The sequence below is a fragment of the Hymenobacter glacieicola genome, assembly GCF_014640315.1.
Classification (GTDB): Bacteria; Bacteroidota; Bacteroidia; order Cytophagales; family Hymenobacteraceae; genus Hymenobacter; species Hymenobacter glacieicola.
In genome coordinates, this window is the sequence record NZ_BMGS01000008.1 from 204,524 (window position 1) to 219,773 (window position 15,250).

General features: G+C 61.1%; 12 protein-coding genes. 9 read left to right on the forward strand and 3 right to left on the reverse strand.

Translation table 11 applies throughout. The annotated features are described in order from the left end of the window. The first annotated feature begins 168 nt into the window (after positions 1–168). From fabF to lgt, 6 genes are all read left to right on the forward strand, one after another. On the forward strand, positions 169–1,422 hold the full coding sequence (gene fabF, locus IEW18_RS15775; RefSeq protein ID WP_188558828.1) for a beta-ketoacyl-ACP synthase II: 1,254 nt from the start codon (positions 169–171) through the stop codon (positions 1,420–1,422). Beyond that, positions 1,422–2,171, forward strand: coding sequence for a ribonuclease III (gene rnc / locus IEW18_RS15780; RefSeq protein ID WP_188558829.1), 750 nt, complete (start codon positions 1,422–1,424; stop codon positions 2,169–2,171). Before fabF ends, rnc begins: the two co-directional genes overlap by 1 nt. Positions 2,172–2,358: 187 nt before the next feature. Then, positions 2,359–4,293 (forward strand): NAD(+) synthase, encoded by a 1,935-nt coding sequence (gene nadE, locus IEW18_RS15785; protein WP_188558830.1) that lies wholly within the window; start codon positions 2,359–2,361, stop codon positions 4,291–4,293. Between the two features lie 131 nt (positions 4,294–4,424). Further along, positions 4,425–4,994 carry a hypothetical protein gene (locus IEW18_RS15790; RefSeq protein WP_188558831.1) on the forward strand — a complete coding sequence of 190 codons (570 nt, stop codon included), beginning with the start codon at positions 4,425–4,427 and terminating at the stop codon, positions 4,992–4,994. Between the two features lie 114 nt (positions 4,995–5,108). Then, the gene (locus IEW18_RS15795; protein ID WP_188558832.1) at positions 5,109–5,702 is read left to right on the forward strand and encodes a hypothetical protein; all 594 of its coding nucleotides are present in this window, start codon (positions 5,109–5,111) and stop codon (positions 5,700–5,702) included. Positions 5,703–5,769: 67 nt separating this feature from the next. After that, positions 5,770–6,771, forward strand: a complete 1,002-nt coding sequence (gene lgt, locus IEW18_RS15800; RefSeq protein WP_229728779.1) for a prolipoprotein diacylglyceryl transferase — start codon at positions 5,770–5,772, stop codon at positions 6,769–6,771. A 102-nt stretch (positions 6,772–6,873) separates the two neighbouring features. On the opposite strand, the gene fbaA is transcribed toward lgt, so the two are convergent. The 3 genes from fbaA to yidD all read right to left on the reverse strand — a co-directional run bounded on the left by fbaA (position 6,874) and on the right by yidD (position 9,556). Further along, positions 6,874–7,962, reverse strand: a complete 1,089-nt coding sequence (gene fbaA, locus IEW18_RS15805; RefSeq protein WP_188558833.1) for a class II fructose-bisphosphate aldolase — start codon at positions 7,960–7,962, stop codon at positions 6,874–6,876. A gap of 170 nt (positions 7,963–8,132) precedes the next feature. Beyond that, the gene (locus tag IEW18_RS15810) at positions 8,133–9,017 is read right to left on the reverse strand and encodes an SdiA-regulated/phytase-like domain-containing protein (protein WP_188558834.1); all 885 of its coding nucleotides are present in this window, start codon (positions 9,015–9,017) and stop codon (positions 8,133–8,135) included. Between the two features lie 317 nt (positions 9,018–9,334). Next, a complete protein-coding gene (gene yidD, locus IEW18_RS15815; protein ID WP_188558835.1) occupies positions 9,335–9,556 on the reverse strand; it encodes a membrane protein insertion efficiency factor YidD in 222 nt (73 codons plus the stop codon). A 135-nt stretch (positions 9,557–9,691) separates the two neighbouring features. On the opposite strand from yidD, the gene IEW18_RS15820 reads away from it, so the two are divergent. The 3 genes from IEW18_RS15820 (at position 9,692) to IEW18_RS15830 (ending at position 15,120) form a co-directional block, all read left to right on the forward strand. Then, a complete protein-coding gene (locus IEW18_RS15820; RefSeq protein ID WP_188558836.1) occupies positions 9,692–11,983 on the forward strand; it encodes a S46 family peptidase in 2,292 nt (763 codons plus the stop codon). A gap of 135 nt (positions 11,984–12,118) precedes the next feature. Further along, positions 12,119–13,015, forward strand: a complete 897-nt coding sequence (locus IEW18_RS15825) for a hypothetical protein (protein WP_188558837.1) — start codon at positions 12,119–12,121, stop codon at positions 13,013–13,015. Next, positions 13,012–15,120: a helix-hairpin-helix domain-containing protein gene (locus IEW18_RS15830; RefSeq protein ID WP_188558838.1), complete on the forward strand. Its 2,109-nt coding sequence runs from the start codon at positions 13,012–13,014 to the stop codon at positions 15,118–15,120. Before IEW18_RS15825 ends, IEW18_RS15830 begins: the two co-directional genes overlap by 4 nt. Positions 15,121–15,250 lie beyond the last annotated feature (130 nt).

Sequence of the window (15,250 nt, forward strand, 5' to 3'; positions counted from 1 at the left end):
AGTATTGAGTAGTTAGCCGCCGCAGGAAATACCCGCCTACTCATTACTCAATACTATCTACTCCGTACACCCGCTACCAAGCGCCTTACTTTTTGCTTACCGGCCGGCCTGCCGCCGGCCGTTTTGCTTTTCTACTGATTCCTTTCTTTCGCTTCTCTGAGCCAGCCTATGTCTCTTCGGAGAGTTGTCGTGACCGGCCTGGGTGCCATTACCCCGCTGGGCAACACCGCCCCTACCTATTGGGAAGGCCTGCAAGCCGGCGTGAGTGGGGCCGCCCCCATCACCCGATTTGATGCCAGCAAGTTCAAGACCCGCTTCGCCTGCGAAGTGAAGAACTACAACCCGGATACCTACTTTCCGACCAAGGAAGGTCGGAAGATGGACATCTTCACCCAGTTTGCCCTGATTGCGGCCGATGAGGCCATCAAGGATGCCCGGCTGGATGAAGAAGGCGTTGACAAAGACCGGGTAGGCGTTATCTGGGGCTCCGGCATCGGGGGCCTGACTTCGCTGCAAGCCGAGTGCATTGCCTTCGCCAACGGCGACGGTACGCCCCGCTTCAACCCGTTCTTTATTCCGAAGATGATTGCCGACAGCGCGTCGGGCAACATCTCCATCCGCCACAAGTTCCGCGGGCCCAACTTCGTTACTACCTCAGCCTGCGCCTCGTCGTCTGACTCCATCATCTCGGCCTTCAACTACATCCGCCTGAACATGGCCGATGTAGTCGTGACCGGGGGGTCGGAAGCGGCCATTACCGAGTCGGGGGTAGGCGGCTTCAACGCCCTCAAGGCCATGAGCGAGCGGAACGACGCGCCCGAGCTGGCCTCGCGCCCCTACGACAAGGAGCGCGACGGCTTTGTGCTGGGTGAAGGCGCGGCTTCCCTGATTCTGGAAGAGTACGAGCACGCCAAGGCCCGCGGCGCCAAAATCTACGCCGAGCTAATCGGCGGCGGTATGTCGGCCGATGCCTACCACATTACGGCTCCCGACCCTGAGGGCAACGGCGTAGTGCTGGTAATGCAGAACGCCCTGCGCGACGCCGGTATTTCCCCCGCCGAGGTAGACTACATCAACACCCACGGCACCAGCACCCCGCTGGGCGACGGGGCGGAGGTGAAAGCCATCCAGAAAGTGTTTGGCGAAGATGCCTACAACCTGAACATCAGCTCTACCAAGAGTATGACGGGGCACTTGCTGGGCGGGGCCGGGGCCATTGAGGCCGTGGCGTGCATTATGGCCATGCAGCACAACATTGTGCCGCCTACCATCAACCACTTCACCGACGACCCCGAGCTGGACCCCAAGCTGAACTTCACCTTCAATAAGGCTCAGGCCCGCGAGGTGAACGTAGCCATGAGCAACACCTTCGGGTTTGGGGGCCACAACACGTCGGTCATCTTCCGTAAACTTCGCGACTAATGCCCAGGCCCGGTCAGCCCCTGCCGTTGTTCGGCTTTTTCCGCCGACTGCTGGGTCGTGACCGGGCCTTCCGGCAGGCCATTGCCACGCTTACGGGCCACACGCCCGATAACGTGCGACTGTATCAGCTGGCTTTCACCCACTCTTCAGTGGTGCGCCAGCAGGGCGAGCAGGCCCGCCATCAAAGCAATGAGCGGCTGGAGTTTCTCGGCGATGCCGTGCTGGGCACGGTGGTGGCCGAGTACCTGTTTCGCAAATTTCCCTACGAGCAGGAAGGCTTCCTGACGGAGATGCGCAGCCGCATCGTGAACCGGGAAAGCCTCAACGCCATTGCCCTGAAAATCGGCCTCGACAAGCTAGTACAGCTGGATGCCGGCCAGGGCCGGGCCGCCCGTTCTCGCTCCGTGAACGGCAACGCCCTGGAGGCGCTGGTGGGCGCCGTGTACCTGGACCAGGGCTACAAAACGGCCCGCAAGTTTGTGCTGCACCGCCTGATCAAGCCCTACGTGGACGTGAAGGCCATGACCCAAACCACCACCAACTTCAAAAGCAAGCTGATTGAGTGGGCCCAGCGCAACGGCAAAATCATGCGCTACGACCTGACCGGGGAACCCCGGCCGGGGGGAGTCATGGAATTCTCGGCCACGGTTATCGTTGATGAAAGCCCGGTGGCTACGGGCATGGGCCTCTCCAAAAAGCAGGCGGAGCAGCTCGCCGCTGAGCGGGCGCTGGAGGTGTTGGGAGTGTAGGCAGTCCGTTTACTTAAGCTAGTTCAACAACCAAGCCCTTGGCGCCCATCGTGGTGTCAGGGGCTTGGGGCGTTTTAGCGCGTGGGCTACCCCGCGCAAGCAGATGAAACTTCGTCAGTACTCAGAACAAAAGGGCAACCTGAACCAGAGAAATGGAGTTGTTTTGCAAGACTAACTTCCTTTCCTCATGCGAATAGCCGGCGCCGCCCTCAACCAAATACCTCTTGACTGGACCCATAACCTACGCACCATCCGCGAAGCCATTGAACAAGCCAAAGCGGCTGGCGTGGAGCTGCTCTGTCTGCCGGAACTCTGCCTCACGGGCTACGGCTGCGAAGATTTGTTTCTGAGTGACTGGATGCCCGAGTCGGCCCTGGCTCATCTGCAGCAGATCCGGCCCTGGACCGAGGGAATTTGCGTGGCGGTGGGCCTACCGGTACGCCTGAACCACAGCACCTACAACGCTGCCGCCGTGCTCCGCGACGGGCAGATTTTGGGCTTCGCGGCCAAGCAGTTTCTGGCCAATGATGGGGTGCACTACGAGCCGCGCTTCTTCACGCCCTGGCCCGCCGGCAAAACCACTACCGTGTCGTGGGAAGGGGAGGATTGGCCCTTGGGCGACATGATTTTCGAGCACAAGGGCGTAAAGTTTGGCTTTGAAATCTGTGAGGATGCCTGGCGGCCCGATGATGTGCGGCCGGCAGCTCGGCTGATGGGCCGCGTCGATTTGATTGTGAATCCCTCGGCCAGCCACTTTGCTATGAGCAAAACGGACCTGCGCTACAAGCTGGTACTGAATGCCTCCCGCAATTTTAACTGCACCTACCTCTATGCCAACCTGCTGGGTAACGAAGCCGGCCGCATTGTGTATGACGGCGAGATTCTGGTGGCGCGCAACGGCCACCTGCTGCTACGCAACCAGCTCATGAGCTTTAAAGAAGTGGACATGGAGTGCGTGGACGTGGACTTCACCACGGCGCAGATCCGCGCCGAGGAAATCCAGCCCCTGCCTACCCCCGACGAGTACCGCGAACTAAATCAGGCCCTGAGCCTGGCCCTGTTTGATTACCTGCGCAAGGCCCGCAGCCGGGGCTTTGTGCTCAGCCTGTCCGGCGGGGCCGACTCGGTGATGTGCGCCGTGGCCGTAGCGGAGCTAGTGCGCCTGGGTACCACCGAAATAGGCACGGCTGAATTTATGCGGCGCTCCGGCTGCTTTACCACCGAGGATATTGAGCGCCTGGCCGGCCCCGCCGTGCCCACGCCCGACCAGGCTACTCCCGGCCCAAAGGACGCGTCGAACACGGAGCCTAGCGCCCGGCAAGCGGCCATCAACAAAGAGCTGACGGGCCGCCTGCTGACTTGCGCCTACCAGGGCACCGTCAACTCCTCCGACGACACGTTCAATTCGGCCAAGGAACTAGCCGATTCCATTGGCGCGGTGTTCTACAGCTGGACCATTGACGAAGAGGTAACTGGCTACGTGGGCAAAATAGAGCGCGCCCTGGGCCGGGAGCTGACCTGGAAAACCGACGACCTGACCCTACAAAATATCCAGGCCCGGGTGCGGGCTCCTGCCATTTGGATGCTGGCCAACGTGCAGAACTGCCTGCTGATGACCTCCTCCAACCGCTCGGAAGCCAGCGTGGGCTACTGCACCATGGATGGCGACACGGCCGGCTCCATTTCGCCCATTGCCGGCGTGGACAAGGCCTTTGTGAAGGACTGGCTGCGCTGGGCCGAAACGGAGTTGAACTACCCCGCCCTGCGCCACGTGAACAGCCTGCAGCCCACCGCCGAGTTGCGCCCCCTGGAAGACAAGCAAACCGACGAGCGGGACCTGATGCCCTACCCGCTGCTTAACCGCATCGAGCGGCTGGCCTTCTATAACCGCCTGAGCCCGCAGCAGGTGCTAACGACCCTAGCGGAAGAACAGCCTGAACTGGACCTGGAGCAGTTGAAAACGTACGTGAAGCGCTTCTACAGCCTCTGGAGCCGCAACCAGTGGAAGCGCGAGCGGTTCGCCCCGGCCTTTCACCTCGATGATTACAACGTGGACCCCCGCTCCTGGCTGCGCTTCCCCATCCTGAGCGGAGGCTTTACGGAGGAGCTGGGGCAGTTCTAACGCCAGCGCTTGTCGTGCTCAGGTTTCTTGGGTTGATTTTGCCGGGAATTGTAATCAGGTATTCGTGTGAAAAGCCAGCGGGCACAGTGCCCGGGCCGTGGTGTACCTTTGCTCCGGTACATCAGCTACTCATGAAGCAACTACTCTGGGTATTATTCTACGGTTTGGTAATCTTTCTAAGCCTGAACCGGCACTCCCGATCAGCCCGGTTTACCTACCACAGCGAAATTTCAGGCGACAAAGCGGGCTACTACGTGTACCTGCCCGCCGCCTTTGTTTACCACTTCGATGCCCGTGCCTTCCCCGATTCAGTGGACAAGGCCACCAACGACGGCTTTCATCTAAACCAGGCAACTGGTAAAGTTGAAACTAAATACTCCTATGGAGTTGCCCTGCTGGAGTTCCCGTTCTGGCTGGTAGCCCGCGGCCTGACCACGGATACGAGTGGTTTTTCAAAGGCCGAGCACAAGGCCATCAACGTAGCGTCGGCTACATACTTCGTGCTGGGGCTCTGGCTGTTGAGCACGGCCCTGCGACGACAGTTTACCGGCGCGGCTACTTGGCTAACCATTACGACCCTGGTGCTGGGTACCAACCTTTGGTATTACGGCATCATCGAAACCGGCATGTCGCATGTGTATTCGTTTTTTGCTTTTGCCTTGCTGCTTTACCTACTTACTCGCCGGCCCGCGCCAGCCTAGTACGAGCCGCCCGCTTCTCTGGGCCTGGTAGCAGCTATAGCCGCTACCGTTGCCCTCATTTCGGTACTGCGGCCGTTGAATGTGGTGCTGGCTCTACCTCTGTTGCTCTGGCCGGTGAAAGCGGAGCAGGGGCGGCGGCAGCTGCGCGGTATATTTCAGGTGCGGGTGGTGGGCCTGCTGCTGGTAGCGGGGGTAGTACTCTGGCTGCCGCAGTTAGCCTACTACCACTATCTGCATGGCAGCTGGCTGACGTACAGCTACGGGCAGGAGGGCTTTCCGAACCTGCTTACCCCTAAGCTGGCCGAGTTGTGGGCCGCGCCAAAAAACGGCAGCTTTTTGTATAACCCTGTGCTGCTGCTGCTGCTGCCGGGCACGCTGGTGCTGTTTCGGACGGCTCCCCGCCAGGCTGCGCTAGCCTTCGGGACGTGGGCTGTGGCCTCTTACTTGTACGCGGCCTGGTGGGATTATGCTCTGGGCTGCGGCTACGCGGGTCGGGGCTTCGTGGAGTTGTACGTGCTTTTGGCCTGGCCCATTGCCGCCCTGATGGCGTATTTGCTGGCGCCCCCCCGGTGGGTGCAGGGCGCGGCCGCTACCTTTGTGGTGCTATGCCTGGCGTACAATATGCGCTTGTCGTTGCAGTTTGACCGGTGTTTCTACGGCACGCACGCCTGGGATTGGTCGGCGTACTATTCGCTACTGCTCAACTGATGCACTAAAACCGGGTAGTCCCGCGGCTTTCCGTACTTTCGGGCCTCTAAATCCTTTCTTTCTGCTTATGAGTTTGCTGAGCGCTATTCTGTGGACTGCCAATCCCATCCTGGCGGAAATTGGGCCGCTTACCCTGCGCTGGTACGGGCTGTTGTTTATGTCGGGCTTTGTGGTGGGTACTTTTATTCTGGGCCACGTCTACAAATCCGAGAAGGTGTCGCCGCGCTGGGTAGATGTCATTACGATTTATGTGCTGCTGGGCACGGTGTTGGGCGCTCGCCTGGGCCACGTATTCTTCTACGATTGGGCTTCCTACAAAGACCAGCCCTGGGAAATCCTGAAAATCTGGCACGGCGGCTTGGCCTCCCACGGCGCTACCATTGGTATCATCTTCGCCGTGTGGCTGTTCAGCCGCAACAACAAGTTTGATTGGCTCTGGACCCTCGACCGGATTGTGCTGGTAGTAGCCGTGGGCGGGGCCCTGATTCGCATCGGCAACCTGATGAACTCCGAAATTGTGGGCCGCCCCACCGACGTGCCCTGGGCCTTCGTGTTCCCGCGCGACGTAGAGCACCTGCAGCAAGCCCGCCCCGACCAGCCCGTGCCGGCCGGTTCGGTGCTGGTGCAGCGCACCCGGCAAGCCGACGGCGAAATAGCTTTCCAAACCCAGCCCGCCGGCACGAGCATTGCGCCCGGTACCGAGGTAGCCGTGCCGCGCCACCCCACCCAGATTTACGAGTCGTTGTTCTGCGTGGTGCTGTTTGTGCTGCTCTACGGCATGTGGAACCGCACCAAGGAACGCACCCCGCGCGGGCAACTATTCGGCTTGTTCGTGGTGCTGCTGTTCTCGTTCCGCTTTCTGGTGGAGTTTCTCAAGGAAGACCAGGTAGCCTTCGAGCAAAACATGAGCCTGAACATGGGCCAGTGGCTCAGCGTCCCGCTGATTTTTATCGGGTTGTGGGTAGTGTGGCGAGCCGGCAAAGACCCGCAGAACCCCTACGGCTACGCCCCGCGTGACTTAGAGGAAACTTCGGCCGGACCCGAAGCCGCGCTCAGCACCCGTAAATAAACGCATGGTATTCTAGGTATTGTGCCTGGTGCGCAGCACGCTCCAACGAAAAGGCCCCGTGCTCAGTTGAGCACGGGGCCTTTTCATTAGGCTAACTTTAAGTTAAAAGCGGCGGTTCACGGCGTTGAGGTCCTCGAAAGCGGCCTTCAAGCGGGTGATAAAGCTTTCCTCGCCCTTGCGCAGCCACACGCGCGGGTCGTAGTACTTTTTGTTGGGCGAATCCTCACCGGTGGGGTTGCCGATCTGGCTTTGCAGGAAGCCCTCGTTTTTCTGGTAGTAGCCCCGGATACCGTCCCAGAACGCCCACTGCAGGTCGGTGTCGATGTTCATCTTGATGGCCCCGTAGCTGATGGCCTCGCGGATTTCCTCCTGCGACGAGCCCGAGCCGCCGTGGAATACGAAGTTGATGGGCCGCTCGGCCTCCAGCGCGTACTTCTGCTTCACGAAATCCTGGGAGTTTTTCAGGATAACGGGCTGCAGCTTCACGTTGCCGGGCTTGTACACGCCGTGCACGTTGCCGAACGCGGCGGCCACCGTGAAGCGCGGGCTTACTTTGCTCAGCTCCTCGTAGGCGTAGGCCACTTCCGAAGGCTGGGTGTAGAGCTTGCTGGAATCCACGTCGGAGTTGTCCACGCCGTCTTCCTCGCCGCCGGTTACGCCCAGCTCAATTTCCAGCGTCATGCCCATCTTGGCCATGCGCGCCAGGTACTGCTTGCAGATTTCGATGTTCTCCTCAATGGGCTCCTCCGAGAGGTCCAGCATGTGGGAGGAGTACAGGGGCTGGCCGTACTGGGCGAAGTGCTTTTCGCCGGCTTCCAGCAGGCCATCAATCCAGGGCAGCAGCTTTTTGGCGGCGTGGTCGGTGTGCAGAATTACAGGTACGCCGTAGGCCTCGGCCATCAGGTGCACGTGCTGCGCCCCCGAAATGCCCCCGGCAATGCTGGCCTGCTGCTTGTCGTTGGGCAGGCCTTTGCCGGCGAAGAACTGGGCGCCCCCGTTCGAAAACTGAATAATCACCGGCGAGTTCAGGTCGCGGGCAGCTTCCAGCACGGCGTTAACCGTGTCGGTGCCCGTCACGTTGACGGCGGGCAGGGCGTAGCCATTGGCTTTGGCGTGGTCGAAGAGCTGCTGCACTTCGTCGCCGTGCAGCACGCCGGCGCGCAGGCCGGTGAGGGTGGTTTGTTCAGCCATTTGCTGGAAATTATTGACGCTGGTTGGGGAAAGGCCGCGCCGGGTTTCGAAATCTTAGTCCAAACTTAAGGAAAGAATAGGGCCCATCCACGGCCGAACCCGATGCCGGCGAAAATTCGCTACCTAAGAAACAAGTACCACACCATTCAGCCGCTTCTCCGTTGTCCTTTTTAGAAAGTGTATTTGTACAGAGCGCCCTGCTCGCTGCTGATGTACAGCGTACTGTTATCCGTGAAGGTAGCCCCTTCCGTCTGGCCGGCTCCTTTCAGGGAAATCTGCCGGGGCGTAGCTTTCAGGGCCTCGGCCAGGTTACTGCCTTCCAGCACAAACATTTCCTGCCGGGCCAGCAGCACCAGCCGGCGCCCGTCGGGGCTGAGGGCAGCGTCAGTTACTTCGCCCGGAATAGCGAGCTTGGTGAGCAGCTGCGCCGTGTAGCTGCCGGGTTGATCGGGCACGGTGTACACTTTGCTGGTCTGGCCCTGGCCCCGGTCTTTGGTGAACAGGTACACTTTGCCGGCGTGCCAGAGTGTAGCCTCACAGTCGAAGTTCTGGTCCTGCTTGGCCGGCGGGAAGTCTTGCTGATCCGGATACTTAAGCTTGATTTCCTGCACCTGCTGCACGTTGCGCGGGTTGAGGCGGTACATAACCAGGTCGCGGCGGTTGTTGTTGTTGTTGCCCACGTCGCCGATGTAGAGGTTGCCCTGGGTGTCGCGGGTAATGCTTTCCCAGTCGTCGCCCTGCACCGGTACTTCCAACTCCGCAACGGTGCGGCCGGTAGCATCAACCTTGTACAGGGTAGGGCGCGCCCCCTCGTCGCCGTGGGTATAAAAGGTGCCGGCTTGTTCGGCCAACACCAGGCCGGAGCTTTCCGGCACATCGTTCATGGAGCCCAGGCGGGTGAGGTTGGCAATATCGGCGGCTCCTTTGCCTTTCTTTCCTTTCTTTTTCCCCGATTTCTCCTGCTTGGGCTCACTGACGGATTCCTTGGTTTGGGCTTCAGAACAGCTGCTAAGCAGCAGGCCAACCAGGGCGGTGGCAAAAGATAAAGTGCGCATATGGGCAGTAACTAGCTGAAAAAAAGCTGCCGTAGCCAAGGGCCACCGCAGCAATACCTGGGCTTATACGGAAGGAAAATGGTGAAGTGATGAAATTGTGAAGTGGTGAGTGAATGAGTGAATGAGGTAGGCAATAAGAAACGCTCGTCATCCTGAGGCAGTAGCCGAAGGATCAACTCACGTCAGAACGACGCACAGCCGAACGACCATTGTACTAATGACTCGTTCTAGCGTGAGAAGGCCTTTACCTACTGCCTCGGGATAACGAGCGTTTCCTATTTCCTACCTCACTCATTCACTCATTCACCACTTCACTGTTACGGTACGGGGTCGTGGCCGTGGCCGCCCCAGGGGTGGCAGCGGCTGATGCGGCGCAGGGCCAGCCGGCCACCGCGCCAGGGGCCGTACTTGGTCACGGCCTCTACGGCGTAGGCTGAGCAGGTAGGCGTGTAGCGGCAGCTGGCCGGGGTGAGCGGCGAAATCAGGTGACGGTACACCCAGAGCAAACCCAGCAGCAACTGGCGAAACAGGTAGAACATAGTCAGCAAAGAACCATAAAAACCGCTGGAATGGTTGCGCCTGAGCCGGGTGGGGCGGCGGGGCCCTGCGTGGTATTGTGTAAATTCGCCGACCGATTCCGTTGGTCAGTTTCCTACCCCTAATCCACCTTCCTTATGCGTACCACTCACTGGGCCAAGGCCCTGCTGCTGACGCTGCTGCTGCCCCTGGCGGCCCGCGCCGACGAAGGCATGTGGCTGCCCCTCTTCGTGAAGCGCCTCAACCAGGCCGACATGCAGAAGAAAGGCCTCAAGCTCACGGCCGAAGAAATCTACGACGTCAATAACGCTTCCCTGAAAGATGCCGTGGTGCAGCTCGGCGGCTTTTGCACCGGCGAGTTCGTAAGCAGCCAGGGGTTGCTCTTGACCAACCACCACTGCGGCTACGACGCCATTCAGAGCCACAGCACGCCCCAGAACAACATTCTGCAAAACGGCTTCTTCGCCGCTACCCGCCAGGAGGAAAAGCAGAATCCGGGCCTGTTCGTGGATATTCTGGTGCGCATGGAAGACGTGACCGGCAAGGTGCTGGAAGGCATTACGTCCGCCACACCTGAGCAGGAGCGCACGGCCACCGTGCAAAAGCGCCAGCGCGAATTGGCCGACAACGCCAAGGAAAACGGTAAGTACGTGGCCTACGTGCGCGACATGTTCGGGGGCAACGAGTACTACCTCTTTATCTACCAGCGCTTCGGCGACGTGCGCCTGGTAGGGGCCCCGCCGGAAGCCGTGGGTAAGTTTGGCGGCGACACCGACAACTGGATGTGGCCCCGCCACACCGGCGACTTTAGCATGTTCCGGGTGTACGCCGATAAAAACAACCAGCCCACTGCTACCCCCCAGCCCGGCAACGTACCTTATGTGCCCAAAAAGCACCTGCCCGTGAGTTTGCAGGGCGTTAGTGAGGGCGACTTTGCCATGGTATTCGGCTTTCCCGGCCGCACCCAGCGCTTCCTGCCCGCCGCCGGCCTCCAGCTCACCCTCGACCAAACCAACCCGGCCCGCATCAAGCTGCGCGACACCCGCCTGAAGCTCTGGAAAGAGGACATGGATCAGGACGCCGCCCTACGCCTAAAGTACGCCTCCAAGTACGCCGGCATTGCTAACTACTGGAAGTACTACATCGGCCAGAATGAAGGCATGAAGCGGCTGAAAACCGTGGACGCCAAGAAAGCCGAGGAAAATGCCCTGCTGCAGTGGATTGCCCAGGACCCCGCCCGCGCCCAGCAGTACGGCGACGCGCTTAACGTCATCAACCAGTCGTACGCCGGCATCCGGGAATTCAACCTGAGCACCCAGTACGTGAACGAAGCCGCTTTCGGCACCGAAATCATTCCGTTGGCCGCCCGCCTGATGCCGCTGGCCACCGCCCTGAAAGCCGGTGACAAAGCCTCCATTGAGAAAGCCGTTGCCGATCTGAAAGGTCCTCTGGCCGAGCATTTTAAAGACTACAGCGCCCCCACCGATAAAAAGGTATTCGCGGCCCTGATGGCGCTTTATATGCAGGACGTGCCCCAAAACCAGCAGCCCGACGTGTTCCAGACCGTGCAGAAGCAGTACGGCGGCTCCATGCCGAAGTACGCCGATTACGTGTTCAGCAACTCCTTCCTGGCTTCGGAAGCCAAACTGAACGCCTTCCTGGCCGCGCCCACACTGGCCAAGCTGGAAGCTGACCCCGGCTACAAAACCTACCAGTCGGTGTACCAGAACTACGTGCAGAACATTGTGCCCAAGCTGCAGGGCCTGCAGGCGGGTCTGGGCCGCGCCAACCGCCTGTACGTGGCCGCCCTGCGCGAGAAGAACTCCCAGAAGGTGTACTCGCCCGATGCTAACTCTACCATTCGCCTGAGCTACGGCACGGTGCGCCCGTACCGCGGCCGCGACGCGGTAGCCTACGACTACAAAACCACGGCCCAGGGCATTCTGGAAAAAGAAGACCCCACCAACCCCGAGTTTGTGGTGCCTCAGAAAGAGCTGAACTTGCTTAAACTGAAGGACTACGGCCGCTTCGCCGATAAGCAGGGCAACCTGCCCGTGGCCTTCATCACCGACAACGACATTACCGGCGGTAACTCCGGCTCGCCCGTCATTAATGGCCGCGGCGAGCTAATTGGCCTAGCCTTCGACGGCAACTGGGAAGCCATGACCGGCGACTTGGCCTACGACCCCGAGCTGAAGCGCTGCATCAACGCTGACATTCGTTACGTGCTCTGGTGCGTGGAGAAGCTGGGTGGTGCCAAGCACCTCGTCGATGAAATGACCATCGTCAATAACGGCCCGAACCCCGGCGTGGGTCCGGCCGCCGCGGCTTCCACCGCCGATATGAGCGATGTGGAAAAGATGAAGGTGAAAACCGAGCAAGGCGGCAAAGTCAAAATCAAGAAAAAGAAAGACGCCGCCATGCTGTAAAGCATGCAGCTTACCTAGTAAAAAGCCCCGGTACCGTATGGTGCCGGGGCTTTTCTGTGGGCAAACTGCCGGAAATTTGGCTCGTTGCAAGAGCTACCTTACCTTTCGATAGTATACACGTGATATATCCTGCGTATGGTGAAAATATACTTTTGGGTAGCCGTTTTATTGGGTAGTAAAGGCGTGTGCGCCCAGGGCAACGGACCGGGCCTGTGGGGCGCCCGCAGTGCCGGCCTCGGGCAGATTGGGAGCGTGCTGGAAGACGACGGGTGGGCTGGCGCTAACAACGCCGCCGCCCTGGGTAGTCTGCGGCAGCCCACGGTTGGTTTCGGGGCCGAAAACCGCTACCTGCTGCCGGCCCTGAATACTGTATCGGTGGTGGCGGCCGTGCCGCTGGGCAACCGGGCGCCGGCCACCGCCGTGGCGAACGTGCCAGCTGCGGTAGCCGCCCCGGATGCGCCGCGTTACGGGGTGGTGGGCATCACGGCGCAGCGGTTTGGGGGTAGACTTTACGCGGAGCAGCGGCTCGGATTGGGCTACGGCTACCGGCTGGGCACGGTGCGGCTGGGGGCGCGGGTAGAAGTGCTGCAAACCAGCCTGGAAGGCTTGAGCAGCCGGCGGGTGGTTGCGGCCTCGTTGGGTGGGCAAGCCGATATTATTCCGCGCAAGCTCACCTTCGGCGCTACCCTCTACAACCTCAACCAGGCCCGCTTGGCTGCCTACCAGGATGAGCGGGTGCCCACCGTGCTGCGGGCCGGGCTGGCGTGGCGGGCCTCCGAGAAAGTGCTGCTGCTGGCCGAAACCGAGAAGGACGTGGAGCAGGACGCTGATTTTAAGGCGGGCCTGGAGTACCAGCCCCTATCTGTGCTGGCGTTGCGGGCCGGGCTGTCCTCCCTGACCAGCCAGCTCACGGGCGGGGTTGGGTTTCGGGCCGGACAGTTTCAGCTGGACTATGCCGCCGCTTGGCACGAGGCGCTGGGGCTAAGCCAGCAGCTGAGCGTAGCCTGGCGCCGGGAAGCCAAGCAGCCATGAGCTGGAAGTATCTGTTGGGGGTAGTGGTTGGGCTGGTGGCGGCCGTGTCGGCCCGGGCCCAGGAGTACCCGCGCCCCGCCGTGCCCGACCTCGACCGGCTAACCCAGGAACTGTTTGCCGAAATTCAGAGCGACCAGGTGCCCTACGAGGACCTCTACGAAACGCTGCTGCAGTACTACCAAACCCCGCTCAACCTCAACACCGCCTCCCGCGAGGAGCTGCGGGGCCTGCTCTTGCTTTCGGAAACCCAGATAACCAGCCTGCTGGAGCACCGGCGGCGCAACGGACCACTGCTGAGTTTGTATGAGCTGCAAAGCGTTGAGGGCTTCGACCTACGCACAATTTACCGCGCCGCGCCGTTCGTGGCGGCGGCTACCGCCAACCCCAACGCCGGCCGCGGAAACCTCTGGCAGCGCATAGCCCACGAGGAAAACAACGCCCTGTTTCTGCGCTACGAGCGGGTACTGCAAGCCAGGCCCGGGTACGCCCCGCCCGATACTACCCGCACCGGCGCGCCGGCCACGCGCTACCTGGGCTCCCCCGATAAGCTGCTGGTGCGCTACCGGGTCAGCCACGGCAAGGACTTTAGCCTGGGCTTTACGGCCGAAAAGGATGCCGGCGAGCAGTTCCGGTGGGACCCGGCTACCCGCCGCTACGGCGCCGACTTTTACTCGGCCCACCTGGTAGTGCAGGAGCGGGGCCGGCTGAAAACCCTGGCCTTGGGCGACTACCAGCTGCAGTTCGGGCAGGGCCTGCTGCTGTCCTCGGGGCTGGCGGTGGGGAAGGGGGCCGAAACCATTACCACCCTGCGCCGCAGCTCCGTGGGCGTGCGGCCCTACTCCTCGGTGCTGGAAAACACGTTTTTTCGCGGGGCCGCCGCTGCCCTCGCCCTAACTTCCACGCTGCGGGCCACGGCGTTTGGCTCGCGCAAACGCATTGATGCCTCCGTGCAGCAAGCCCCGGATTCGCTGGCCGATTTCAGCGAGTTTTCCTCGGGCCTGCTCCTGACGGGCTTCCACCGCACGCCCACGGAGCTGGCCAACCGCCAGGCCCTGGGCGAAACCGTGCTGGGCGGCAACCTCAGCTACCACAGCGCCGGCGACGACTTGCAAGCGGGCCTTACCGCCGTGCATACCCAGTTCGACAAACCCCTGCAGCGGCGCGACGAGCCTTACAACGCCTTTGAGCTGCGGGGCCGGCGCAACCTGGCCCTGGGGGCGCACTACAGCTACGTATGGCACAACGTATTGCTGTTCGGTGAAACGGCGCGCAGCAGCAGTGGGGGCCTGGGCACCGTGAACGGCGTGCTGGCCAGCCTGGCGCCGACTGTAGACGCCGCCCTGCTGTACCGCCGCTACGACCGGAATTTCCATACGCTCTACGGCAATGCCCTCAGTGAAAACTCGCGCAACATCAACGAGAATGGGGTGTACCTGGGGCTGAAAGTGCGGCCAGTGGCGCGCTGGGAGGTGTCGGCCTACTACGACCGGTTCCGGTTTCCGTGGCTGCGCTACCAGGTGGGCGCCCCCAGCGCCGGCCACGACTGGCTGGTGCGCGTCACGTTCAGTCCCACCAAAACCAGCCTGCTCTACGCCCAACTGCGCCAGCGCACCAAAGCCTACAACGCCGACACGTTGCGCCCGGCGCCCCTGCCCGTACCCACCCGCCGGCAAAGCCTGTTGGTATTTTATGATGCCAGCCCTACACCCGCCCTCAGCCTGCGCACCCGCGTGCAGGGCACCAGCTACGAGGAGGAAGGCCGCCCAATCCGCCGCGGTTACGTGCTGGCCCAGGATGTAACCGTGCAGCCCCTGCGCCGCCTGCGCTTTTCGGCCCGCTACGCCCTCTTCGATACCGACGATTACGACACGCGCCAGTACGTTTTCGAGCAGGACGTGCTGTACGCCTTTTCCGTGCCGGCCTTGTCGGGCCAGGGCACCCGCGCCTACCTACTCACCCAGTACGACTTCAACCGCCACCTTACCCTGTGGCTGCGCTTCGCCACCACTAACTACCGCCACCAGCGCACCATCGGCTCCGGCCTCGAAGAAATTCAGGGGACTACCCGCTCCGAGGTAAAAGCCCAGCTGCGCTACCGATTTTGATACGGACGGGCTTAGCTGACCAGCCTAAGTTGGGTAGAAAGTAAGTTCCTTCGATTCAACAAGGCCATCGTGCAGAGTGGTGGAGTGGCCGAAGCAGGACAGCTTCACGGCTGCTTCAACTCAATAAGAC

Excerpts from the sequence above, each read along its gene's own strand:
- fabF (WP_188558828.1), top strand. The coding sequence starts at position 169 with ATGTCTCTTCGGAGAGTTGTCGTGACCGGCCTGGGTGCCATTACCCCG.
- rnc (WP_188558829.1), top strand. The coding sequence starts at position 1,422 with ATGCCCAGGCCCGGTCAGCCCCTGCCGTTGTTCGGCTTTTTCCGCCGA.
- nadE (WP_188558830.1), top strand. The coding sequence starts at position 2,359 with ATGCGAATAGCCGGCGCCGCCCTCAACCAAATACCTCTTGACTGGACC.
- IEW18_RS15790 (WP_188558831.1), top strand. The coding sequence starts at position 4,425 with ATGAAGCAACTACTCTGGGTATTATTCTACGGTTTGGTAATCTTTCTA.
- lgt (WP_229728779.1), top strand. The coding sequence starts at position 5,770 with ATGAGTTTGCTGAGCGCTATTCTGTGGACTGCCAATCCCATCCTGGCG.
- fbaA (WP_188558833.1), bottom strand. The coding sequence starts at position 7,962 with ATGGCTGAACAAACCACCCTCACCGGCCTGCGCGCCGGCGTGCTGCAC.
- IEW18_RS15810 (WP_188558834.1), bottom strand. The coding sequence starts at position 9,017 with ATGCGCACTTTATCTTTTGCCACCGCCCTGGTTGGCCTGCTGCTTAGC.
- yidD (WP_188558835.1), bottom strand. The coding sequence starts at position 9,556 with ATGTTCTACCTGTTTCGCCAGTTGCTGCTGGGTTTGCTCTGGGTGTAC.
- IEW18_RS15820 (WP_188558836.1), top strand. The coding sequence starts at position 9,692 with ATGCGTACCACTCACTGGGCCAAGGCCCTGCTGCTGACGCTGCTGCTG.
- IEW18_RS15825 (WP_188558837.1), top strand. The coding sequence starts at position 12,119 with ATGGTGAAAATATACTTTTGGGTAGCCGTTTTATTGGGTAGTAAAGGC.
- IEW18_RS15830 (WP_188558838.1), top strand. The coding sequence starts at position 13,012 with ATGAGCTGGAAGTATCTGTTGGGGGTAGTGGTTGGGCTGGTGGCGGCC.